The organism is Streptomyces pseudogriseolus (genome assembly GCA_002154585.1).
In the GTDB taxonomy this organism is placed as follows: domain Bacteria; phylum Actinomycetota; class Actinomycetes; order Streptomycetales; family Streptomycetaceae; genus Streptomyces; species Streptomyces pseudogriseolus.
The window spans coordinates 1-23,195 of the sequence record MUNG01000082.1 but is presented as its reverse complement, the minus strand read 5'-3'; the positions used below and the strand labels follow the sequence as shown (position 1 = coordinate 23,195).

The following is a 23,195-nucleotide window of genomic DNA, read 5'->3' as shown; positions in this document are numbered from 1 at the left end:
GCCCACCGAATTCCGGCCCGGTCCGCCTCGGTCGCGGGTCCTACGACCTGTGTTGCCGGGCGTCAGGGCAGCACCCGCAGCAGCAGCACCGACCGGCCCGTCAGGGTGACGGGCGCCCCCGCCCCGTGCACCACGCCGGGCGCACCGTCCTGTTCCTCCCGCGCCGTGTCCACGACCACCTCGTACCGTTCCGCCCACGGCGGGCCCGGGAGGACGAAGTCCACCGGGTCCGCGCCCGCGTGCAGAACCGCCAGGAAGCTGTCGTCGAGGACCGGCGCGCCCTGCTCGTCGCGGCCCGGGATGTCCCGTCCGGAGAGGTACATGCCGAGGGTCGCGGCCGGTGCGTACCAGTCGCCCTCGGTCATCTCCCGGCCGTGCGGGGTGAACCAGGCAAGGTCCCGCAGACCGTCCGCGGAGTGCGCGCGGCCGGAGAAGAAGGAGCGGCGGCGCAGCACCGGGTGCCGGTGGCGCAGCGCGACCAGCCGTGAGGTCAGCTCCAGCAGCGGTCGCCACTCCGGGTCGTCCCGCAGGCTCCAGTCCACCCAGCCGGTCTCGTTGTCCTGGCAGTACGCGTTGTTGTTGCCGCGCTGGGTGCGGCCCATCTCGTCGCCCGCGACCAGCATCGGCACGCCCGTCGACAGCAGCAGCGTGGTCAGCAGGTTCCGCAGCTGCCGCCGTCGCAGGGCGCGGACGTCCGGGTCGTCGGTGTCGCCCTCCGCGCCGCAGTTCCAGGACCGGTTGTCGTCCGTGCCGTCGCGGTTGCCCTCCCCGTTGGCCTCGTTGTGCTTGCGGTCGTACGACACGAGGTCGCGCAGGGTGAGACCGTCGTGCGCAGTGACGAAGTTGACCGAGGCGTACGGCCGCCGGCCGCCCCAGGCGTACAGGTCGCTGGAGCCGGACAGCCGGTAGCCCATCTCCCGTACGTCCGGCAGCGCGTGGCGCCAGAAGTCCCGTACGGCGTCCCGGTAGCGGTCGTTCCACTCCGTCCACAGGGGTGGGAAGGCGCCCACCTGGTAGCCGCCCGAGCCGACGTCCCACGGCTCGGCGATCAGCTTCACCCGGCGCAGCACCGGGTCCTGCGCGATCACCGCGAGGAACGGGGAGAGCATGTCGACGTCGTGCATGGAGCGGGCCAGCGCCGCCGCGAGATCGAAGCGGAAGCCGTCGACGCCCATCTCGGTCACCCAGTAGCGCAGCGAGTCGGTGATCAGTCGCAGCACGTGCGGCTGCACCACGTGCAGGGTGTTGCCGCAGCCGGTGTAGTCGGCGTAGCGGCGGGCGTCGGGCTGGAGGCGGTAGTAGCCGCGGTTGTCGATGCCCTTCAGGGAGAGCGTCGGGCCCAGTTCGCCCGCCTCCGCCGTGTGGTTGTAGACCACGTCGAGGATCACCTCGATGCCGGCCGCGTGCAGCGCGCGCACCATCCGCTTGAACTCGCCGACCTGCTGCCCGGCCGTCCCGGAGGCCGCGTAGCCGGCGTGCGGGGCGAAGTAGCCGATGGAGTTGTAGCCCCAGTAGTTGCGCAGGCCCCGGCGCAGCAGATGGTCCTCGTGCGCGAACTGGTGCACCGGCAGCAGTTCGACCGCCGTGACGCCGAGGCGCACCAGGTGCTCGATCGCCGCCGGATGCGCGAGTCCCGCGTAGGTGCCGCGCAGCTCCTCCGGGATGTCCGGGTGCCGCCGGGTGAAGCCGCGTACGTGCAGCTCGTAGATGACCGAGTCGGACCACGGCGTCTTCGGCCGCCGGTCGTCCGCCCAGTCGTCGTCGTCATGGACGACCACCCCCTTCGGCACGTACGGCGCCGAGTCCCGGTCGTCCCGCACGGTGTCCGCGACATGCTGCTCCGGCCAGTCCCGGACGTGCCCGTACACCTCGGGCGGCAGCACGAAGTCGCCGTCCACGGCCCGGGCGTACGGGTCGAGCAGCAGCTTCGCCGGGTTCCAGCGCCCGCCGGTCCACGGGTCCCAGCGGCCGTGCACCCGGTAGCCGTACCGCTGCCCCGGCATCACCCCCGGCACGAAGCCGTGCCAGATGCCGTGCGTCAGCTCGGTCAGCCGGGCCCGGCTCTCCCGGCCGTGCTCGTCGAACAGGCACAGCTCCACGCCCTCCGCTCCGCCCGCCCAGAGCGCGAAGTTGGTCCCCGCCACCCCGTCCGGGCCGGTGCGGAACCGGGCGCCCAGCGGCGTCGGCCGGCCCGGCCGGACGGGCACCGTGGGCACGGGCGGCGCCGGCCGCGCGCCGTTCACGACGACGGCCGGGCGCCCGTCCCCGGTGGCCCGCTCTCCGGCCACCGCCTCCTGCTCGGCTGCGCTGGACACCTGTCAGCCTCCCGCGGCTCGTGGAGGGACGACGGCGGACGGGTGAGCCACGGCCCGTGCGGCTCCGGCCGCGGCCCCCCGGTGCGTCGTCCTCCCACAGTTCTGCCCAGAGCGCGCCTCGCACTCACGTTTCCCCGGGGGGCGGCACGGTCGTTTCCCGGAGGCGAGGCCCGTCGTTGGGTACCGCGTGAGGCACGTACAAGGGCGCGCACGGCGCGCGAGGGCCGCGCTGGCCGCCGTAGTGACATGGGCAGGACTGCTGACCGCGACCGCCGGGTGCAGTCCGGAGGGCCCCGTCCCGGGGGCGTTCGGGCCGCCGGGACGGGGGGACGTCATCCAGGTGTCCCCCGGCGACGGCAGCAAGGGCGTACGCCCCGGCGAGCAGCTGCGGGTGCGGGTCACGGAGGGCCGGCTGGAGTCGGTCAAGGCGGTCGTGTCGCAGGACGCGCGCGAGTCACCGGTCCCTGGCCGCATCTCCGGCGACGGGCGCACCTGGCGGCCCGACGACGAACGGCTGGCGCTCGCCGCGAAGTACACCGTCGACGCGGTCGCCGTGGACGGCTCCGGACGCCGCTCCGCCCGGCACACGACGTTCACCACGCACGTCCCGGAGGAACGCTTCATCGGCTACGTCGCCCCCGAGGACCGCTCCACCGTCGGCACCGGGGCGATCGTCTCCCTGGAGTTCAACCGGAAGATCACCCGCCGGGCCGCCGTGGAGCGCGCCGTCCGGGTCACCGCGCGCCCCGCCGTCGAGATCCGCCCCCACTGGTTCGGGAAAACGCGCCTGGACTTCCGTCCCGAGCACTACTGGAAGCCCGGCACCGAGGTCACCGTCGAGCTGGACCTGCGCGACGTCGAGGGCGCGCCCGGCGTCTACGGCCTCCAGCGGCGCACCTTCACCTTCACCGTCGGCCGCAGCCAGGTGACCGTGGTCGACGCCGCCGCGCACACCATGCGGGTGCGGCGGGACGGGGAGCTGCTCGCCACCGTGCCGGTCACGGCGGGCGCGGCGAAGACACCCACGTACAACGGCAAGATGGTGATCACCGAGATGCTCGAGGTGACCCGCATGAACGGCCGCACGGTCGGCTTCGGCGGCGAGTACGACATCCCCGACGTGCCCCACGCCATCCGGCTGACCAGCTCCGGCACCTTCCTGCACGGCAACTACTGGGCCGACCCGGAGGTGTTCGGCAGCGACAACGTCAGCCACGGCTGCGTCGGCCTGCGCGACGTGAAGGGCGGCGGCGCGGACACCCCGGCGGGCTGGTTCTTCGACCGCAGCCTGATCGGCGACGTCGTCGAGGTGGTCAACAGCAAGGACCGCACGGTCGCGCCGGACAACGGGCTCGGCGGCTGGAACATGAACTGGAAGGAGTGGAAGGCGGGCAGCGCGGTGAACCGCCGCTGACCGAACCCCCTCGGCCGGACCGTTGAACTTGGAACGGAACGGTGACACAACCTCCGCCTCCCAGGCTCCTGGCCTGTGGTTACCATTCGCCGTGTGCGCGAGAGGCGCGCTGGGGGGCCGGGTCCGGTCAGACCCGCCGAGGGGAGAAACAAGTGAACGTGGGGCCGATATCGGGGGCGTCGGTGGGCGCGCGGCGCGGCGGCAGGAAGCTGGCGGCGCTGGCACTCGGGGTGATGCTGGCGGTCACCGCCTGCGGCGGGGGATCGGAGCCGGGGTCCGGCGGGGACGACGGCAAGGGCAAGGACAAGGACTCCACGGCGGCGCGCAGCACGCGGTCCGAGGCCCAGGTCACCATCGCCCCGCGCGACGGCGCCAAGGCGGTCGACACCAGCGGTGAGCTGAAGGTGACGGCCACCAAGGGCAAGCTCACCGAGGTCGTCGTCAAGAACGCCAAGGGCAAGGCCGTCGAGGGCGCGATATCGAAGGACGGCGCCACCTGGACGCCGTCCACCCACCTCGCCGCCGACACCGCCTACACGGTGCACGCGGTCGCCAAGGACGCCGAGGGCCGCACCACCGCGCAGGACTCCCGCTTCACCACCCTGACGCCGAAGGAGACGTTCGTCGGGCACTTCACCCCCGAGGACGGCTCCACCGTCGGCGTCGGCATGCCCTTCTCCCTCAACTTCACCCGGGGCATCACCAACCCCGACGACGTCGAGAAGGCCATCCGCATCACCACCGAGCCGGCCGTCGAGGTCGAGGGCCACTGGTTCGGCAACGACCGCCTGGACTTCCGCCCGCAGACCTACTGGAAGGCCGGCACCAAGGTCACCGTCGCCCTCGACCTCGACGGCGTCGAGGGCCGCGACGGCGTCTACGGCGAGCAGTCCAAGACCGTCTCCTTCACCGTCGGCCGCAGCCAGATCTCCGTGGTCGACGCCAAGAAGCACACCATGAAGGTGATGCGCGACGGCAAGGTGATCAAGACCATCCCGGTCACCACCGGCGCCCCGGGCTACGAGACCTGGAACGGCAAGATGGTCATCAGCGAGAAGCTGACGGTCACCCGGATGAACGGCGAGACGGTCGGCTACGGCGGCGAGTACGACATCAAGGACGTCCCGCACGCCATGCGCCTGTCCACCTCCGGCACCTTCATCCACGGCAACTACTGGGGCGGCGACGCCTTCGGCAACCGCAACGCCAGCCACGGCTGCGTCGGCCTGCGCGATGTGAAGGGCGGCTGGGACAAGAAGGCCCCGGCGGCCTGGTTCTTCGAGAACTCCCTGATCGGCGACGTGGTCGAGGTCAAGAAGAGCGACGACGCCGTCATCGCCCCGGACAACGGCCTCAACGGCTGGAACATGCCGTGGGAGCAGTGGAAGGCGTAGGCGTCCACGGAGCACGTGGTGCCCGAACGGCGACGGCGGGGTCCTGCGACCCCGCCGTCGCCGCTTCTCTCCGGCAGGATGCCTCCGTGAACCATGTCCTGTGCGGGCTTGCCGCCAACGTGAGTCTGCCGTCCGAGCTGACCGACCGTCTGATCGCGCTCGCGGACGAGGAGATCGCCGCGGACCTCGCCGATCGGGCGGACCTCAGCCATGCGCAGGCGGTGGCGCTGGCCTCGCGGGTCGAGGAGAGCGCGGCACGGCTCGCGTACGCGGGCCGGCTGACCGCCGCGGACATCGATCCCGTGACCCGGCCGGACGCCGCGCTCGCCCTGCTCGCCGAGCGCGCCGGACACCCGGAGTGGGGACGCCTCTTCGCGGCGGACCCGGACGCCGAGCGCCGGGAGAGGCTGGCCGGCTGCCCCGGCCTCCCGGCCGACGTGGTGGAGACGCTGGCCGCCGACCCGGACGTACGGGTCGTCGCGGAGCTCGCGTTGTGGACGACGCCTGAGGTGGCCGCCCGGCTCGCCGCGCATCCGCATGCCGAGGTCCGCCGTGCTGTGGCGGCCAACGAGGCGACGCCGCCGGCCGTGCTGGTGGCGCTGCTCACCGGGGAAGGGCTGCCGCCCGCGCGGCGGTGCCTCGTCTGCGACCGTGAGGAGGTGCCGTTCGCGCACGGTCCGCAGTGCCCGCGACTCGACTGCGGCCTGCCGCCCGGTGCCTCCTGCGACGGCTCCCACGAGTCCGCCAGGCACGACACGCGGCTCATGGCGATCCGGAACCCGGCCACACCAACCGACGCCGTCGTGAACTTCGTCGACCACCCGTCGCTGCTCCTGCGCCGGGCGCTGGCCGGCCGCCCCGATCTGCCGTCGCAGGTCTGCGCCCGACTCGCCACGGACCCGAACCCCGGTGTACGAGCCGACCTGGCCGATAATCCGGCGATCGACGAGTCCCTGATCCGCGTACTGGCCACCGACCGTGACCACGAAGTGCGGCGCCGGCTCGCCCGCCACCCCCACGTACCGCTCGACGTACTGACCCACCTCGCCGGCACCACGCGAATCGGCGCCACCCTGCTGCCCCGCATCGCCTCGGCGTCCCCCGAGGAGGCCGAGAAGCTGGCCGGATCGCCGAACCCGGCCGCGCGGACGCTCATGGCCCAGCGACGGGACTTGCCACCCGCCCTGCGCGACGCGCTGGCCGCCGACTCCGACGCGAAGGTGGTCACGTCCGTCGCCCCGCACCCGGGCCTCTCGGAGATCCAACTGCGCACCATGCTCGACCGGCACGGAGTCCAGGTCGCCGCCAAGGTGGCCGCCAACCCGGACGCGACCGCGGCCCTCCTGGAGCACCTCGCCCGCCAACCGCGGACGGCACGGAAGGCACTCCGTGAGATCGCCAGGCACCCCCGTGCGCCGGCACCGGCACTGCTCGCCTGCCTGGCGGACACACGGGCGAGACCCCTGGCAGCCGCCCACCCGGCCCTTCCGCCTCCGGTCATCGAGCAACTGCTCAACGACGCCGACCGGCGAGTGGCGGAGGCGGCAGCCGCCAATCCCTCGCTGCCGCGCACGGTGATGTCGGATCTGGTGCCCCGGCCGTAGACCTGGCCGGGAGCCCACGAATCCGGCGGCTGCGTCCCGACTGGTGAGGGCGTCATCGGAGCCGGGTCGACGCCCGCGGTGCCCCCGGGTGTGAACGACCGCTAACCTGCGGGGCATGACCGTACATCTCGAAGTCGCCGAAGGCGTCGGCACGCTGCGGCTGGAGCGGCCGCCCATGAACGCGCTGGACGTCGCCACGCAGGACCGTCTCAAGGAGCTCGCCGAGGAGGCCTCGCGGCGCGACGACGTGCGCGCCGTGGTGATCTACGGCGGCGAGAAGGTGTTCGCGGCGGGCGCGGACATCAAGGAGATGCAGGCCATGGATCACGCGGCCATGGTGCTGCGGGCCCGTGCCCTCCAGGACTCCTTCACCGCCGTCGCCCGCATCCCCAAGCCGGTCGTGGCCGCCGTCACCGGGTACGCGCTCGGCGGCGGGTGCGAGCTGGCGCTCTGCGCCGACTACCGGATCGCCGGGGAGAACGCCAAGCTGGGGCAGCCCGAGATCCTGCTCGGGCTCATCCCCGGCGCGGGCGGCACCCAGCGGCTGGCCCGGCTGATCGGCCCGTCCAAGGCCAAGGACCTGATCTTCACCGGCCGCCAGGTGAAGGCCGACGAGGCGCTCGCCCTCGGTCTGGTGGACCGCGTGGTCCCGGCCGACGAGGTCTACGCGCAGGCGCACGCCTGGGCGGCGAAGCTGGCGCAGGGGCCGGCGATCGCGCTGCGGGCGGCCAAGGAGTCGGTCGACACCGGGCTGGAGACGGACATCGACACCGGCCTGGCGGTGGAGCGCAACTGGTTCGCGGGCCTGTTCGCCACGGAGGACCGCGAGCGGGGCATGCGCAGCTTCGTGGAGGAGGGCCCCGGCAAGGCCAAGTTCCTGTGACGCGCGTGACTGGCGTGACACGCGTGACCAGCGCGCCTACGTGACGAGCGGATGAAATTCCCGCACGGGGCTTGCAGTTGACGTCATGTCTCATCCGGTCCCCTCGGCGGTACGCATTATGGGAGCCTTAACGCACCCTTAAGCCGTTTCCGTCGAGGGGGCCCGTCGATTGCCCGAGCGTGAGTCGTTGTCGCAGGTCGAGCAGGCTTTCGAGGGCATCGACATGCCTGTGGCACATGCCGGAGGACCGGCGTCGGACAGGGGCGCACGGGGGGCGTATTCCCTCGAGACGGCCCCCGCCGCCCCGGTGGGCGGCCATGATGGGGTCATGGCGGGGCTGGAGGGCATGGAACAGCCGCGGGGAGACGGACGCGCCATCGCGTCACGCTGGTCGCCGACGGTCGAGGACGAACGTGCCGTGCACGCACTGGAGGTGCACGGGGACCCCTCGGAGGGTGAAGTTCCGCTCCCGTCCCTTCCCGAGTCCGCCGCCGTCGCCCGCCGGCTGGTCCAGATCGTCGTCCTGCGCCGCTGGGGCCTCACCCCGCAGCTCACCGAGGACGCCGTGCTGCTCGTGTCGGAACTCGTCGGCAACGCCGTACGCCACACCGGCGCCCGCGCCTTCGGCCTGCGCATGCGGCACCGCCGGGGCTGGATCCGCGTCGAGGTCCGCGACCCGTCCCGCGCCCTGCCCTGTCTGATGCCGGTGCAGGACCTGGACATCAGCGGGCGCGGCCTGTTCCTCGTCGACAAGCTCGCCGACCGCTGGGGCGTCGACCTCCTCTCCCACGGCAAGACCACCTGGTTCGAGATGCGCGTGGTGGACCGCTGAGGCACACGCCCGGCACGCGGGCGCCGGCTTGAGTCTCCACCCGCTGGAAGGCCCACACTCGCCGACATGACCCACGACGGCACCGGGCTCCTCACCATCGGGGCGCTCGCCCGCGCCACCGGCCTGTCCGTGCGCACCATCCGCTACTGGTCCGACGAGGGCGCCCTGCCGCCCGTGGCGCGGTCCGCGGGCGGCTACCGGCTCTACGACGCCGGCTCCGTCGCCCGCCTGGAACTGGTCCGCACCCTGCGCGAACTGGGCCTCGGCCTCGACGACGTACGCCGGGTGCTCACCGGCGAGACCACGGTCGCCCAGGTCGCCGCCGCGCACGTGACCGCCCTGGACGCGCGGATCCGGTCGCTGAAGGTGACCCGCGCGGTGCTGTCGACCGTGGCCCGACGAGGCTCGACCGCCGAGGAGACGACCCTGATGAACCGACTGGCCCGACTGTCCGCCGCCGAGCGCGCCCGCATCCTCGACGACTTCATGACCGAGATCTTCGAGGGCCTCGACACCGCGGACCCCGACATCCGCAGCCGTCTGCGGTTCGCCGCGGCCGACCTGCCCGACGACCCCACGCCCGAGCAGGTGGACGCCTGGGTGGAACTGGTCGAGCTGATCCAGGACCCGGAGTTCCGGACCACCATGCGCAGGATGATCGAGTTCAACGCCGCGGACCGGGGACCGGACGTGCCCAGCGGCAGCTCCCTGTGGTTCATGAGCCGGCTGATCCGCAGCGCGGGCGACGCCCTGCGCGAGGGCGTCGAGCCCGGCTCGCCCCGCGCCGCGGCCGTCCTGCGCGAGCTGATCGGCGACGCCGACCCGGCCGCCGTGCTGGAGCGTCTCGCGGCGGTGGCCGACCCGCGCCTCAACCGCTACCGCGAGCTGGCCGCCGTGGTGAACGGCGTGGAACGGCCCTCCACCCACGCCGAGGAGTTCGGGTGGGTGGTCGCCGCGCTGGAGGCGAGGGTGGCCGGATAATCTTGCCCGCGTCACTACCAGCACGACAATGAGGGGCGGATCGGTGGCGGACATCGAGGAAGCACGTAAGCAGTTCGAGCGGATCGACACGAACGGGGACGGGTTCATCACCGCTGCCGAGTTCAAGACCGCGCTCGCCCAGGGCGGTGACTGGAACGTCACCGAGGCGGTCGCCGAGGCCGTCATCAAGTCGCGGGACCTCGACGGCGACAAGCTCCTGTCGTTCGACGAGTTCTGGGCCCACCTGAACAAGTAGGCCCGCATCCGCGGAACAGGACATTCCCCGGCGCCGGGATTCCGGCGCCGGGAATCCGCGCCCCGCCCCGCCCGCCCCGCAGGGCCGTACGAGGCCGTACGGGTGAAAGCCCCGGAATGGTCTGCCCGCGCCCGGTGTTGGAGGTGCTCGTCGGAGTTCCCTGGAACCTCGGCGACACCGACCCACCGAAAGGGCGAGGCGAACAGACATGAAGATCGGCATCATCGGCGCGGGCAACATCGGCGGAAACCTGACACGGCGGCTCACGGCCCTCGGCCACGACGTGTCCGTCGCCAATTCCCGCGGCCCGCACACGCTGAAGGAGCTGGCCGAGGAGACCGGCGCGACCCCGGTGAGGGTCGAGGAGGCCGCCCGCGGCGCCGAGATCGCCGTCGTCACCGTGCCGCTCAAGGCCGTGCCGGACCTGCCCGCCGGACTGTTCGACGAGGCCGCGGAGGGCCTGGCCGTCATCGACACCGGCAACTACTACCCGCGCGGGCGCGACGGCAGGATCGCCGGCATCGAGGACGAGGGCGTCACGGAGAGCCGCTGGACCGAGGGCCGGATCGGCCACCCCGTCGTCAAGGCGTTCAACGGCACCTACGCCCAGGACCTGCTGGACCGGCACCGCCCGAAGGGCGACCCCGAGCGCATGGCCCTCCCTGTCGCGGGCGACGACGAGGCGGCCAAGCGCAAGGTCCGCGACCTGATCGAGGAACTGGGCTTCGACACCGTCGACGCGGGCGGCATCGACGACTCCTGGCGCCAGCAGCCCGGCACCCCCGTCTACGGCCTGCGCGGCGACGTCGACGCCGTCACCCGCGCCCTCGCCGAGGCCTCTCCGGAACGCCAGGAGGAATTCCGCGGCTAGGCCGTCACGCCGAGAGGTCCGGGCGCCTCAGCCCCCGGCCCATTCCCGCAGCGCCGACTCGCTGGAGAAGTCCGCCACGTTCTTGTCCAGCGGGTCGTCGGTGTACTGGTGGAAACGCCAGTCCGCCTGGATGCGCGGCTTCCCGGCGGTGACGTAATCGGCGATCCAGAGACCGTCGCCGGCGTAGGAGGTGGTGTCGTAGTTCAGCCAGAAATGGCGATTGCAGTACAGAACGACTTTATGGTGGGGGCGCAGTTGCTTCACCTTGCGGATGAAGCGGTCCTTCTCGGAATTGCTCGCGTGCGAGCCGTCCCCCGTCGTCTCCCAGTCCACCGCGAGGATGTCGCCCCGCTTCTCGGGCGTCTTGGCGACGAAGTACTCGGCCTGGTCGGTGAGATTTCCCGGCCAGAGGAAGTGGTAGAACCCGACCACCAGACCGGCGTCCCGGCCCCGCTTGGTCTGGGCGGCCAGTTTCGGATTCACGTACGAACGGCCTTCCGTCGCCTTCACGAAGACGAAGGAAAGGCCGTCCGTGTCGTACGAGGAGGACTGGTGGGAACTGACGTCGATGCCACGCAGCATGCAGGTTCTCCCGTGTGGTGCAGTGTGGGGGGACGGGAGTTGTATTGTTCCCCGTTTCAACCTGCCTGACGCAAAGCCCTGTTCAGCACTCGATGATGTTCACCGCGAGCCCGCCGCGCGCGGTCTCCTTGTACTTCACCGACATGTCCGCCCCGGTCTCCTTCATGGTCTTGATGACCTTGTCCAGGGACACCTTGTGCGAGCCGTCGCCGCGCATCGCCATCCGGGCGGCGGTCACCGCCTTCACCGCGGCCATGCCGTTGCGCTCGATGCACGGGATCTGCACCAGGCCCCCCACCGGGTCGCAGGTCAGCCCCAGGTTGTGCTCCATGCCGATCTCGGCCGCGTTCTCCACCTGCTCCGGGGAGCCGCCCAGCACCTCCGCGAGCGCGCCCGCCGCCATCGAGCAGGCGGAGCCCACCTCGCCCTGGCAGCCGACCTCGGCGCCGGAGATCGAGGCGTTCTCCTTGAAGAGCATGCCGATGGCGCCCGCGGCGAGCAGGAAGCGGACCACGCCCTCCTCGTCGGCGCCCGGCACGAAGTTCATGTAGTAGTGCAGGACGGCCGGGATGATGCCGGCCGCGCCGTTGGTCGGCGCCGTGACGACCCGGCCGCCGGCCGCGTTCTCCTCGTTCACCGCCATCGCGTAGAGGGTGATCCACTCCATGGCGAGCGCTTGCGGGTCGCCCTCGGAGCGCAGCTTGCGGGCGGTGGTGGCGGCCCGGCGGCGGACCTTGAGGCCGCCCGGCAGGATGCCCTCGCGGGACATGCCCCGCTCCACGCAGGCCCGCATCACGCGCCAGATCTCCAGCAGCCCTTCGCGGATCTCCTCCTCGGTCCGCCAGGCGCGCTCGTTCTCCAGCATCAGCGCGGAGATCGACAGGCCGGTCTCCCGCGTCAGCCGCAGCAGCTCGTCGCCCGTGCGGAAGGGGTACTTCAGGACCGTGTCGTCCAGCACGATGCGGTCCGCGCCCACCGCGTCCTCGTCGACGACGAAACCGCCGCCCACCGAGTAGTACGTCTTGGCCAGCAGCTCGGCGCCGGAGGCGTCGTACGCCCACAGGGTCATGCCGTTGGCGTGGTACGGGAGCGCCTTGCGGCGGTGCAGCACCAGGTCGTCGTCGAAGGAGAACGCGATCTCGTGCTCGCCGAGCAGCCGGATCCGGCCGCCGTCCTTGATCTTCTCCACCCGCTCGTCGGCCGACTCCACGTCCACCGTGCGCGGCGAGTCGCCCTCCAGGCCGAGCAGCACCGCCTTGGGCGTGCCGTGGCCGTGCCCGGTGGCGCCGAGGGAGCCGTACAGCTCCGCCCGGACCGAGACGACCGAGTCCAGCAGGTCCTCGTTGCGCAGCCGCCGGGCGAACATCCGGGCCGCCCGCATCGGGCCGACCGTGTGCGAGCTGGACGGGCCGATGCCGATCGAGAACAGGTCGAAGACCGAGATGGCCACGGGAGGACTCCTAAGCGTGTGACGGACGGCGCTGTCCGCCTGGGGAGGGTGGTACAGGGAGCGCGCGGGAGGCGCGCGGCACGGAACGGGGCACCGCGCCCACTGACCCAGTGTGCGCGATGCCCCGGATGTCCGTACGAACGAAAGCGTACGGAACTACTTCAGACCGGGGTACAGCGGGTGCTTGGCGGCCAGCGCCGCGACCCGGCCCCGGAGCGCCTGGGCGTCGTACGACGGCTTCAGCGCCTCGGCGATCACGTCCGCGACCTCGGCGAAGTCCTCGGCGGTGAAGCCGCGGGTGGCGAGGGCGGGCGTGCCGATGCGCAGGCCCGAGGTGACCATCGGCGGGCGGGGGTCGTTCGGGATCGCGTTCCGGTTGACGGTGATGCCGACCTCGTGGAGCCGGTCCTCGGCCTGCTGGCCGTCCAGCTCGGAGTTCCGCAGGTCGACCAGGACGAGGTGCACGTCCGTGCCGCCGGACAGCACGTCCACGCCCACGGCCTTGACGTCGTCCCGGACCAGACGCTCGGCCAGGATGCGGGCGCCCTCCAGGGTGCGGCGCTGGCGCTCCTTGAAGTCCTCGCTCGCGGCGACCTTGAAGGCGACCGCCTTGGCGGCGACCACGTGCTCCAGCGGTCCGCCCTGCTGGCCCGGGAACACCGCGGAGTTGATCTTCTTGGCCAGCTCGGCCGTGGAGAGGATCACACCGCCGCGCGGACCGCCGAGGGTCTTGTGGGTGGTGGTGGTCACGACATGGGCGTGCGGCACCGGGTTCGGGTGCAGGCCCGCGGCGACCAGACCGGCGAAGTGCGCCATGTCGACCATCAGGTACGCGCCGACCTCGTCCGCGATCCGGCGGAACGCGGCGAAGTCCAGCTGACGCGGGTACGCCGACCAGCCGGCGACGATCAGCTTCGGCTTGTTCTCCTTGGCGAGGCGCTCGACCTCGGCCATGTCGACCTGGCCGTCGTCGCCCACGTGGTAGGCGACCACGTTGTAGAGCTTGCCGGAGAAGTTGATCTTCATGCCGTGGGTCAGGTGCCCGCCGTGCGCGAGGTTCAGACCCATGATCGTGTCGCCGGGCTTGAGCAGCGCGAACATCGCGGCCGCGTTGGCCTGGGCGCCCGAGTGCGGCTGGACGTTGGCGTGCTCGGCGCCGAACAGCTCCTTCACCCGGTCGATGGCGATCTGCTCGATCACGTCGACGTGCTCGCAGCCGCCGTAGTAGCGGCGGCCGGGGTAGCCCTCGGCGTACTTGTTGGTGAGGACCGAGCCCTGGGCCTCCATGACCGCGACCGGGGCGAAGTTCTCCGAGGCGATCATCTCGAGGGTGGACTGCTGCCGGTGCAGCTCGGCGTCGACCGCGGCGGCCACCGCCGGGTCGAGCTCGTGCAGAGGCGTGTTCAGAAGCGACATGCGGCTACGGCTCCTCAGCCCGCGACGAACGCGTCGTACTCGGCGGCGGACAGCAGGTCGGCCGGCTCCTCGGCGACCCGCACCTTGAACAGCCAGCCGCCCTCGAAGGGGGCCGAGTTCACCAGCGCCGGGTCGTTCACCACGTCCTCGTTGACCTCGGTGACCTCGCCGGAGACGGGGGAGTACAGGTCGCTGACGGACTTGGTGGACTCCAGCTCGCCGCAGGTCTCGCCCGCGCTCACGGTGTCACCCACCTCGGGGAGCTGCACGAAGACCACGTCGCCGAGCGCGTTGGCCGCGTGCTCCGTGATGCCGACCGTCGACACGCCGTCCTCGGCGGCCGACAGCCACTCGTGCTCCTTGCTGTAGCGCAGCTGCTGGGGGTTGCTCATGGCCTGAATTCTCCTGTACGCGGGAAACTGCTGGTGAACGGGGACGGCGCGGAACGCGGCCGGACGGGTGGAACGCCCGCGCCGCACACACGCGCGAGGACTGCCGTGGACTGCCCGGAGGCCGTCCACGACGGTGTCACTTCTGCCGCTTGTAGAACGGCAGCGCCACGACGTCGTACGGCTCGTGGCTGCCGCGGATGTCCACGCCGACACCCTCGGTGCCCGGCTCCGCGTGGCGCGCGTCGACGTAGGCCATGGCGATCGGCCTGCCCAGGGTCGGGGAGGGGGCGCCGGAGGTGACCTCGCCGATCTTCTCGCCGCCGGCCACCACCGCGTACCCGGCGCGCGGCACCCGGCGGCCGTGGGCGACCAGGCCGACCAGGACGCGCGGCGGGTTCTGCGCGGCGCGCTCGGCGGCCTCGGCGAGGGCGGCGCGGCCGACGAAGTCGCCCTCCTTCTCGAACTTCACCACCCGGCCCAGACCGGCGTCGAACGGCGTGAGGGAGGTGCTCAGCTCGTTGCCGTACAGCGGCATGCCGGCCTCCAGGCGGAGCGTGTCCCGGCAGGACAGACCGCACGGCACCAGGCCGTGGCCCAAGCCCGCCTTGGTCAGCGCCTGCCACAGCTCGACCGCGTGCTCGGGCTTCACGAACAGCTCGAAGCCGTCCTCGCCGGTGTAGCCGGTGCGGGCGATGAGGGCGGGGACCCCGGCCACGGTGCCCGGCAGGCCGGCGTAGTACTTCAGGCCGTCCAGGCCGGCGTCGGTGAGGCTCTGGAGGATCGCCGGGGACTCGGGGCCCTGCACGGCCAGCAGCGCGTACGCGTCACGGTCGTCGCGGACCTCGGCGTCGAAGCCGGCGGCGCGCCCGGTGAGGGCGTCCAGCACGACCTGGGCATTGGAGGCGTTGGCCACGACCATGTACTCGGTGTCGCCGAGCCGGTAGACGATCAGGTCGTCCAGGATGCCGCCGTCCTCGCGGCAGATCATCGTGTAGCGGGCGCGGCCCGGCTTCACGCCGGAGATGTTGCCCACCAGCGCGAAGTCGAGGAGCGCGGCGGCCCCCGGTCCCGTGACGGTGATCTCGCCCATGTGCGAGAGGTCGAAGAGGCCGGCCCTCGTGCGCACGGCGTTGTGCTCGTCGCGCTCGGAGCCGTAGCGCAGGGGCATGTCCCAGCCGGCGAAGTCGGTCATGGTCGCGCCGAGCGACCGGTGCAGGGCATCGAGCGCGGTGCGACGGGGTTCGGTACTGCTCATCGGTCGGTCTCCCAGAGACGGCATGACAGCGAGGTCGTTCCTCCCCATCTGTCATCGGAACCTGAGAGGTTCGCCATGACCACCGGCGGACGGCGGTCAGGACTTGCACCTTGGGTGGGGCCGCCGGAGCACTGCGACGGCGGCCCGCTTTTCAGATGTGCCTCGCCCGCGCGGTAACGGTGCCTGAGAGATTCAAGGGAGGGACTTGCTCCTTCGGCGCCCCGGCGGCACACGGTGCCGGGGACTCTCCCGCGCGGATTCAAACGGCCGGTATGCAGTTAGGCGCGCACATCATTGCACGCATCGCGGGACACCGTCAGGGGGACCCTTGCCGGGGGTGCACCGTTCGTGCAGGCTCGGTCACAGGGAGCTGTGACAGGCCTGTAGCGGTATGAACACGCAACCGAGAGCGACCCGGCATTACCTTCTCTTTACACGCGGCGGGGACGGGACCTCCATATCCGGCCCCAGGGGAGGACGACCACGGTGAACAGGCCCACGGCGTACGCCGGCACCTCAGGCGTGGCGCTGCCGCGGCAGCACGCGCTCGGGGCCGGCGGCGCCCGCGACGCGGCGCCCGCCCCCCTTGTCCAGGACCTGCGGGCCCGCTCCGGACGCAGCCCGCGCGCCCTGCTGTTCGGGCCCCGTGACCTCGTCGTGGTCACCGGGCTGCCCGGCAGCGGCAAGTCCACGCTGATGCGGCGCGCGGTGCGCGACGCCCGCGTCGACTCCCAGGACGCCCGCGACCGCTGGGACCGCCGCATGCCCCGCCTGGTGCCCTACGCGGTCTACCGCCCGCTGGTCCGGCTCGCCCACTACGCGGGACTGCGCCGCGTGCTGCGCTCCGGCCGGCCGGTCGTCGTGCACGACTGCGGCACCCAGGCGTGGGTGCGGCGCTGGCTGGCCCGCGAGGCCCGCCGCCGCGGGGCCGCACTGCATCTGCTGGTGCTGGACGTCCCGGCCGAGGAGGCCCTGGCCGGCCAGCTGGAGCGGGGCCGGGGCGTCTCGCGGTACGCCTTCCGCCGGCACCGCACCGCGTGCGGCCGGCTGCTGGAGGCGGTGGAGTCCGGCCGGGTGCCGGCGGGCTGCGCCTCGGCGGTGCTCGTCGACCGGGACGCCGCGAACGCCCTGCGCCGGATCGGCTTCGCCGGCTGACCGGCTAGCCTTTCCGCCAAGCAGTGGTACCAGGCAGACGGTGGGCGACAGATGGACTTCCCGGCGGACATCCCGGACCGGACGCACTTCCACCCGCACGGCGGGTGGCCCGGCAACGAACTGGAGGAGGCGCTCTCCGCCTCCCTCGGCGTCCCCTCGGCGGGGGCCCGGATCGTGGAGGTGCTCGGCCGCAGCTTCCTGTGGGTGCCGCTGCCCAACGGCGGCGGCCCGCACAGCGGCCCCCTCGACCTGCCCACCATGGACCTGGACGGCCAGGTGTACGTGCCGGTGTTCAGCTCCGAGGAGCAGTTCCGCCAGGTCGTCGGCTCCCACATGGGCTGCACCATCGCGCCCGCCGTGGAGTTCGCCCGCGGACTGCCCCCGCAGGCCGGCATCGTGGTCAACCCGGGCGGCACGGTCGCCGTCCCGCTGCCGCCCGCCGCGGTGGCCGACCTGTGCCGGGCCGGGCGCTCCCCGCTGGACGGCCCGGCGGGCGGCGGCCGGGTCCGGCTGTTCGAACCGGACTGGCAGGACGACCCGGTGGACTTCCTCGCCGCCGCCTCCCAGGAGTTCGAGGCCCTCGGCGTGGTGGCGACCGCCCGCCGCTGTCTGGCCGCCGTCGAGACGGCCGACCCGGTGCTGTTCGTCGGCGTGGAGCTGCTGCACTGGGAGGGCGACCCCCGCGCGCTGCCGCTGGACGCCCTCGGCCGCGCCCTGGGCCGCAGCCCCGCCCGCTGGCCGGTCAACCTCGTCGTCCTCGACGTGGCCCAGGACCCGGTCGCCGACTGGCTGCGCCACAAGGTCCGCCCCTTCTACCAGCACGCCTGACGCACCCGCCCGATCCGCCGCGGACCCCCGCCTTCCGCGCACTGACCGCAGACCGGCGGGGGCCGTCGGCTTAAGCTAGGGGCATTGGCCGGCAGGGTGTTGTACGGAGGGGCGATACAAGTGAGCGCTGGCACCGCGGCGGCCGGACAGGTCGAGCACATGCTGCGCCAGGTGACGCCCGGGCGTTACGACGCCTACGAGGCCTTGCTGCGCGCCCTCGCCACCCCCTCGTCCGGCCGGGTCTGGATGCTGCTCTGGCAGGGCCAGGCCGGCTCGCCCGACGCCCAGTACGGGACCATGGAGGTCGACGGCCACGGCTACGCGCCCTGCGTGACCTCCGCCCAGGAGCTGTCCGCCAGCGGCTGGAACCGTTCGTACGAGGTGGTCGACGGGCTCGAGGTGGCCCGGGCGCTCTACCCGGACCGCTACGGCCTCTGGCTCAACCCGCACGCGCCCGGCGGCGGCGTCGGCATCCCCTGGCTGGACCTGCGCCGTATCGCCGGCGGGCTCGACCAGCAGCCCGCCGGGCCGCTGCGGCTGTCCGAACCGGCCATCGAGATCCCGCAGTTCTACGCCCTCCTCGCGCAGAACGCCCACCGCACCCCGGCCGTGCGCGCGCTGCGCCGCGCCTGGGTGCAGCCCGCCCTCGGCGCCCCGTACCTCGCCATCGGCCTGGACGTCTACGACACCTCGCCGCCCGCCGTGGAGTCGGTGCGGGCGATGATGCGGCAGTCGCTGTCCGCGGTGCCCGACGGGCTGCCCGTCTCCACCGTCGCCATGGCCGACGCGCACGACCCGGTGGCGATGTGGCTGCGCGTCAACGCGCGCCCCTTCTACGACCGTGAGGCGCACGCCCAGGCCCCCGCCACGGGCTACGGCTATCCGCCGGCGCACCGCCTCTGACCGGTACGTACTCCCGAGGCCCCCGGCGGCGGACCCGCTGCCGGGGGTTGTCCGTTGCGTCACGCAGCGTGACCGTGTCCAGCATGTGGACAGGGGTGGCCAAGAGGGCCCATGTTCTGAGTCGTTCAGCGCTGATTTTGCGTCAGATTCCGACGAGTGCGGTCAGCTACCTTCCGTTGACCGCCTGTCACCTGCGGTTTCACCGCGTCTCCACGTCATCCCAGGCCTCGCGAACGGCACTTGTGAGGGCGTCAGATGTGTCCGGGGCGTTAAATCAACGCGCGAGGACGCCGGAACAGTCCCTTATGTCAAGTGTTCAGATCTCAGGTAGGTATCACCGCTATCCGGACTGTTCCTGACTCAGCGCGAACGTCTGTAGTGTTCGGCCGGTCAAGATGCATCCACATAGCGGACCCGGAGTGGCCCCAGTATGCGCATATTCAAGACCCGAGCCGCTCGGGCGATCACGGCCGCGGTCGCGGTCGGCCTGATCGCCACGGGCTGCGCCAGCGAGCGGGACAGTGACAACGAGAGCGGCGGCGCGAAGGACACCTTCGTCTTCGCCGGTGCAGGCGACCCGGGCTCCCTGGACCCTGCCCTCGCGAGTGACGGTGAAACCTTCCGTGTGACCCGCCAGGCGTTCGAGGCCCTCCTCGAGCACGAGCCCGGCGGCACCAAGCTGGTCGGCGGCCTCGCCGAGACCTGGTCGAGCAACGACGCGGGCACCGTCTGGACCTTCAACCTCCGCAAGGGCGTGAAGTTCCACGACGGCGAGGCGTTCAACGCCGCCGCGGTCTGCGCCAACTACGACCACTGGTTCAACTGGAAGGGCACCTACCAGTCGAGCGCGGTCTCGTACTACTGGCAGACCGTCATGGGCGGGTTCGCGAAGAACGAGGACCCGGAGACGCCCGAGGCCAACTACAAGAGCTGCACGGCCAAGGACGAGAACACCGCCGTCATCGAGGTCAAGAAGCCCACCGCCAACCTCCCCGGCGGCTTCTCGCTGAACGCCCTCGCGATCCACTCGCCGAAGGCGCTCAAGGAGTACGAGAAGCAGGACGCGACCGCCAAGGGCGACGCCATCACGTACCCCAAGTACAGCCAGGAGGCTGGCACGGTCGCCGGCACCGGCCCGTACAAGATCGTCAAGTGGAACAAGGGCAACAAGGAAGTCACCCTTGAGCGCTTTGACGACTACTGGGGCGAGAAGGCCAAGATCAAGAACCTGGTCTTCCGTACCATCGACACCGAGGAGGGCCGCCGCCAGGCGCTCCAGGCCGGTGACATCGACGGCTACGACCTCGTCGCCCCGGCCGACGTCAAGACCCTCGAGAACGAGGGCTACGTCGTCCCGACCCGTGGCGTCTTCAACCTCTTCTACGTGGGCATGAGCCAGTCGGCGAACCCGGCCCTGAAGAAGAAGGAGGTCCGCCAGGCGATCGCGCAGTCGATCGACAAGGAGAACCTGGTCAAGACCCAGCTGCCCGAGGGCGGCAAGGTGGCCGACCAGTTCATGCCGGACACGATCGCGGGCTACTCCAAGAACGTCACGCAGTACCCGTACGACCCCGCCAAGGCCAAGCAGCTGCTGAAGAAGGCCGGCGCGCAGAACCTGACCATCGAGTTCTGCTACCCGACCGAGGTCACCCGCCCGTACATGCCTGCCCCGCAGGACCTGTTCGAGCTGATGAAGGCCGACCTGGAGAAGTCCGGCATCAAGGTCGTGCCGAAGGCCATGAAGTGGGCCCCGGACTACCTGGACGCCACCGAGGCCGGTTCCTGCGCCCTGCACATGCTCGGCTGGACCGGTGACTTCAACGACGGCTACAACTTCATCGGCACCTGGTTCGCCGGGTTCGACAAGCAGTGGGGCTTCCGGGACAAGAAGGTCTTCGACGCGGTGAACGCCGGTTCGAAGCTGGGCAAGGCCGAGGAGCGCACCGCGGCCTACCAGAAGGCCAACGAGGTCATCATGGACTACCTGCCCGGCGTCCCGATCTCGTCGTCCCCGCCGGCCATCGCCTTCGCCAAGAACGTCAACCCGCCGAAGGTGTCGCCGCTGACGCAGGAGATCTTCGCCGAAGCCTCCTTCAAGTAGGCGAACCGGCAGAAAACCGATAACGGGGGGGTCCGCCCGGCCGTCGCAACTCGGCGGCCGGGCGGGTCCGTTCATGTAAGACAACACGCAAGAAAGGGGCAAGCGGGGTGCTGCGTCTCGTCGTACGAAGACTGCTCCAGCTCATACCCACGCTGCTCGGCCTGTCGGTTCTGCTCTTCCTGTGGCTCGACCGGCTGCCCGGTGGACCCGCCTCAGCGATCCTGGGGGAGAGGGCCACCGACGCCGAAGTGGCGCGCATCAACCGTGCGCTCGGACTGGACCAGCCGATTTACGTCCAGTACTGGCGCTTCCTCAAGCGCATCTTCCAGGGCGACCTGGGAACCTCCGTCCAGACCGGACAGCCCGTCACGGACGAGTTCTTCCTCCGGTTCCCGGCCACGGTGGAGCTGTCCCTGCTGGCCATGATCATCGCGGTGGCCGTCGGCATCCCCCTCGGTTACCTCGCCGCCCGCAAGCGCGGCGGCTGGCTCGACGTCGGCGCGGTCTCCGGCTCGCTCGTGGGCATCTGCATCCCCGTCTTCTTCCTGGGCCTGATCCTCAAGGAGATCCTGGCCGTGAAGCTGGGCTTCTTCCCCAGCTACGGACGCCTGGACACCGGCATCAACGCCACCGAGGTGACCGGCTTCGCGGTGCTGGACGGCGTCCTCACCGGCGAGTTCGACGCCTCGTGGGACGCCATCCACCACCTGTTCCTGCCGGCCGTCACCCTCGCCTCCATCCCGCTCGCGGTCATCGTGCGTATGACCCGCGCCAGCGTGCTCGAGGTGCAGGACGAGGACTACGTGCGCACCGCCCAGGCCAAGGGCCTCAAGCGCCGTGTCGTCCGCGGCCGTCACGTGCTGCGCAACGCCCTGCTGCCCGTCATCACGTCGGTCGGTCTGCTCACCGGCTCCCTGCTGTCCGGAGCCGTCCTCACCGAGTCCGTGTTCTCCTTCAACGGCATCGGCAACTTCATCAAGACGTCGATCGACGGCCGTGACTACCCGGTGCTGGTCGGGTTCATCATGTTCATCGCGATGGTGTACGTCCTGATCAACCTGCTGGTGGACCTGGCGTACAGCATCATCGACCCGAGAGTGCGGGTGCACTGACATGGCTGTCGCCACCAAGTCCGAGAAGATCCAGCGTCTCGCGGAACTGACGGCCGTCAGCGAGACCAGCACCGGCGCCAGCCTCTGGCGGGAGGCCTTCCGCCGGCTGAAGTCCAGCAAGATGGCCATCGTCGGCGCCGTCATCATCGTCCTGTTCGTGCTCATCGCGGTCGTCGGGCCGTTCCTCGCGCCCTACTCGCCGAGCGCGCAGACCTGGCGCAGCGAGGTCTTCCCCAACCAGGGCAAGTTCGTCGGGGCCCGCGACGGCAACTGGTTCGGCCTCGACCACCTCGGCCGCGACCTGTTCTCCCGGATGCTCGTCGGCGCCCGGCAGACCCTGCTCGTCGGCATCGTCGCCACGCTGATCGGCCTGGTCGCCGGCTTCGTGATCGGCATCGTCTCCGGCGCCGCGGCCACCCTCGGCGGCGACACCGGACGGCGCGTCGACTCCGTCATCATGCGCTTCATCGACATGATGCTGGCGCTGCCGTCGCTGCTGCTGGCGGTCTCCATCGCCGCCGTCATGGGGCAGTCGCTGACCACGGTGATGATCGCCGTGGGTGTGGTGCAGGTGCCGGTGTTCGCCCGCCTGCTGCGCGGCTCGATGCTGGCCCAGGGCAGCGCGGACTACGTCCTCGCGGCCCAGTCCCTGGGTGTGCGCAAGCGCCGCATCGTGCTCTCGCAGATCCTGCCCAACTCGCTCAGCCCGGTGATCGTGCAGGCCACGCTCTCCCTGGCCACCGCGATCATCGAGGCGGCCGCCCTGTCCTACCTGGGGCTCGGCAACCCCGACCCGGCGATCCCCGAGTGGGGCGTCATGCTCGCCCAGGCGCAGCGCTTCTTCAGCTACGCCCCCGCGATGGCGGTCTACCCCGCCGTCGGCATCATCATCACCGCCCTCGGCTTCACCCTCCTCGGCGAGGCCATGCGGGAAGCCCTCGACCCGAAGCTGAGGGGCTGAACCACCATGTCTCTGCTCACTGTCGACGAACTGACCGTCACCTTCGGCGGCCGCGGCCGCAAGGAGTCCCGGGCGGTCGACGGCATCTCCTTCGAGGTCGACCAGGGCCAGGTCGTGGGCCTGGTCGGCGAGTCCGGCTGCGGCAAGTCCGTCACCTCCCTGGCCCTGATGGGCCTGCTGCCCGCGAAGGGTCTCACCATCGGCGGCCGTGCCGAGTTCGACGGCACGGACCTGTTCACGATGAACCCGTCCGCGCGCCGCGACCTGCGCGGCAGCGAGATGGCGATGATCTTCCAGGACCCGCTGTCCTCGCTGAACCCGGTCGTCCCGATCGGCGTGCAGGTCACCGAAATCCTGGAGCGTCACCGCGGGATGAAGGGGGAGGCCGCCCGCAAGGAGGCCGCCCACCTGCTGGACCGGGTCGGCATCCCCGACCCGACCCGGCGGCTCAAGGAGTACCCGCACCAGCTCTCCGGCGGCATGCGCCAGC

The 23,195-nt window shown here is 71.4% G+C and carries 21 protein-coding genes and 2 riboswitches; of the genes, 15 read left to right on the top strand and 6 right to left on the bottom strand.

What is annotated here, in order from left to right; all coding sequences use genetic code 11:
• Positions 1-62 precede the first annotated feature (62 nt).
• Positions 63-2,315 carry a glycogen debranching protein GlgX gene (gene glgX / locus CCN29_RS08960; RefSeq protein ID WP_086680894.1) on the bottom strand — a complete coding sequence of 751 codons (2,253 nt, stop codon included), beginning with the start codon at positions 2,313-2,315 and terminating at the stop codon, positions 63-65.
• Positions 2,316-2,502: 187 nt separating this feature from the next.
• On the opposite strand from glgX, the gene CCN29_RS08955 reads away from it, so the two are divergent.
• The 8 genes from CCN29_RS08955 (at position 2,503) to CCN29_RS08920 (ending at position 10,550) form a co-directional block, all read left to right on the top strand.
• Positions 2,503-3,729, top strand: a complete 1,227-nt coding sequence (locus tag CCN29_RS08955) for a L,D-transpeptidase (RefSeq protein WP_086680891.1) — start codon at positions 2,503-2,505, stop codon at positions 3,727-3,729.
• A gap of 152 nt (positions 3,730-3,881) precedes the next feature.
• Entirely contained in the window at positions 3,882-5,123 is a 1,242-nt protein-coding gene (locus CCN29_RS08950; protein ID WP_228731551.1) for a L,D-transpeptidase, read from the top strand.
• 86 nt (positions 5,124-5,209) lie between these two features.
• Positions 5,210-6,727 (top strand): hypothetical protein, encoded by a 1,518-nt coding sequence (locus CCN29_RS08945; RefSeq protein WP_086680889.1) that lies wholly within the window; start codon positions 5,210-5,212, stop codon positions 6,725-6,727.
• 115 nt (positions 6,728-6,842) lie between these two features.
• Positions 6,843-7,610: an enoyl-CoA hydratase/isomerase family protein gene (locus CCN29_RS08940; RefSeq protein ID WP_006134164.1), complete on the top strand. Its 768-nt coding sequence runs from the start codon at positions 6,843-6,845 to the stop codon at positions 7,608-7,610.
• 223 nt (positions 7,611-7,833) lie between these two features.
• Positions 7,834-8,442 carry an ATP-binding protein gene (locus CCN29_RS08935; protein ID WP_078592313.1) on the top strand — a complete coding sequence of 203 codons (609 nt, stop codon included), beginning with the start codon at positions 7,834-7,836 and terminating at the stop codon, positions 8,440-8,442.
• 66 nt (positions 8,443-8,508) lie between these two features.
• Positions 8,509-9,423 carry a helix-turn-helix domain-containing protein gene (locus CCN29_RS08930; RefSeq protein WP_006134166.1) on the top strand — a complete coding sequence of 305 codons (915 nt, stop codon included), beginning with the start codon at positions 8,509-8,511 and terminating at the stop codon, positions 9,421-9,423.
• Positions 9,424-9,466: 43 nt separating this feature from the next.
• Complete coding sequence (locus tag CCN29_RS08925) at positions 9,467-9,679, top strand: EF-hand domain-containing protein (RefSeq protein WP_006134168.1); 213 nt, start codon at positions 9,467-9,469, stop codon at positions 9,677-9,679.
• A 160-nt stretch (positions 9,680-9,839) separates the two neighbouring features.
• On the top strand, positions 9,840-10,550 hold the full coding sequence (locus tag CCN29_RS08920) for an NADPH-dependent F420 reductase (RefSeq protein ID WP_228730986.1): 711 nt from the start codon (positions 9,840-9,842) through the stop codon (positions 10,548-10,550).
• A 27-nt stretch (positions 10,551-10,577) separates the two neighbouring features.
• Here the strand turns inward: CCN29_RS08920 and CCN29_RS08915 are convergent, their stop codons facing one another.
• From CCN29_RS08915 to gcvT, 5 genes are all read right to left on the bottom strand, one after another.
• Positions 10,578-11,132, bottom strand: coding sequence for a glycoside hydrolase family 25 protein (locus CCN29_RS08915; RefSeq protein ID WP_006134170.1), 555 nt, complete (start codon positions 11,130-11,132; stop codon positions 10,578-10,580).
• Between the two features lie 82 nt (positions 11,133-11,214).
• On the bottom strand, positions 11,215-12,582 hold the full coding sequence (locus CCN29_RS08910) for an L-serine ammonia-lyase (protein ID WP_006134171.1): 1,368 nt from the start codon (positions 12,580-12,582) through the stop codon (positions 11,215-11,217).
• A 156-nt stretch (positions 12,583-12,738) separates the two neighbouring features.
• Positions 12,739-13,998, bottom strand: a complete 1,260-nt coding sequence (gene glyA, locus CCN29_RS08905; protein WP_006134172.1) for a serine hydroxymethyltransferase — start codon at positions 13,996-13,998, stop codon at positions 12,739-12,741.
• Positions 13,999-14,012: 14 nt separating this feature from the next.
• Positions 14,013-14,390, bottom strand: a complete 378-nt coding sequence (gcvH, locus tag CCN29_RS08900) for a glycine cleavage system protein GcvH (RefSeq protein ID WP_006134173.1) — start codon at positions 14,388-14,390, stop codon at positions 14,013-14,015.
• 136 nt (positions 14,391-14,526) lie between these two features.
• A complete protein-coding gene (gcvT, locus tag CCN29_RS08895; protein WP_086680888.1) occupies positions 14,527-15,645 on the bottom strand; it encodes a glycine cleavage system aminomethyltransferase GcvT in 1,119 nt (372 codons plus the stop codon).
• 38 nt (positions 15,646-15,683) lie between these two features.
• Positions 15,684-15,806, bottom strand: a riboswitch (glycine riboswitch).
• Positions 15,807-15,907, bottom strand: a riboswitch (glycine riboswitch).
• 224 nt (positions 15,908-16,131) lie between these two features.
• On the opposite strand from gcvT, the gene CCN29_RS08890 reads away from it, so the two are divergent.
• From CCN29_RS08890 to CCN29_RS08860, 7 genes are all read left to right on the top strand, one after another.
• Complete coding sequence (locus tag CCN29_RS08890; RefSeq protein WP_006134175.1) at positions 16,132-16,800, top strand: AAA family ATPase; 669 nt, start codon at positions 16,132-16,134, stop codon at positions 16,798-16,800.
• A 51-nt stretch (positions 16,801-16,851) separates the two neighbouring features.
• On the top strand, positions 16,852-17,628 hold the full coding sequence (locus CCN29_RS08885; protein ID WP_031021663.1) for an enhanced serine sensitivity protein SseB: 777 nt from the start codon (positions 16,852-16,854) through the stop codon (positions 17,626-17,628).
• Between the two features lie 120 nt (positions 17,629-17,748).
• The gene (locus CCN29_RS08880) at positions 17,749-18,531 is read left to right on the top strand and encodes an enhanced serine sensitivity protein SseB C-terminal domain-containing protein (protein ID WP_006134177.1); all 783 of its coding nucleotides are present in this window, start codon (positions 17,749-17,751) and stop codon (positions 18,529-18,531) included.
• 430 nt (positions 18,532-18,961) lie between these two features.
• On the top strand, positions 18,962-20,632 hold the full coding sequence (locus tag CCN29_RS08875; protein ID WP_006134178.1) for an ABC transporter substrate-binding protein: 1,671 nt from the start codon (positions 18,962-18,964) through the stop codon (positions 20,630-20,632).
• Between the two features lie 107 nt (positions 20,633-20,739).
• Positions 20,740-21,744, top strand: a complete 1,005-nt coding sequence (locus tag CCN29_RS08870) for an ABC transporter permease (RefSeq protein ID WP_006134179.1) — start codon at positions 20,740-20,742, stop codon at positions 21,742-21,744.
• A gap of 1 nt (position 21,745) precedes the next feature.
• Positions 21,746-22,705 carry an ABC transporter permease gene (locus CCN29_RS08865; protein ID WP_031021662.1) on the top strand — a complete coding sequence of 320 codons (960 nt, stop codon included), beginning with the start codon at positions 21,746-21,748 and terminating at the stop codon, positions 22,703-22,705.
• Positions 22,706-22,711: 6 nt separating this feature from the next.
• The coding region (locus CCN29_RS08860) for an ATP-binding cassette domain-containing protein (protein ID WP_143661300.1) at positions 22,712-23,195 on the top strand (484 nt) is incomplete at its 3' end.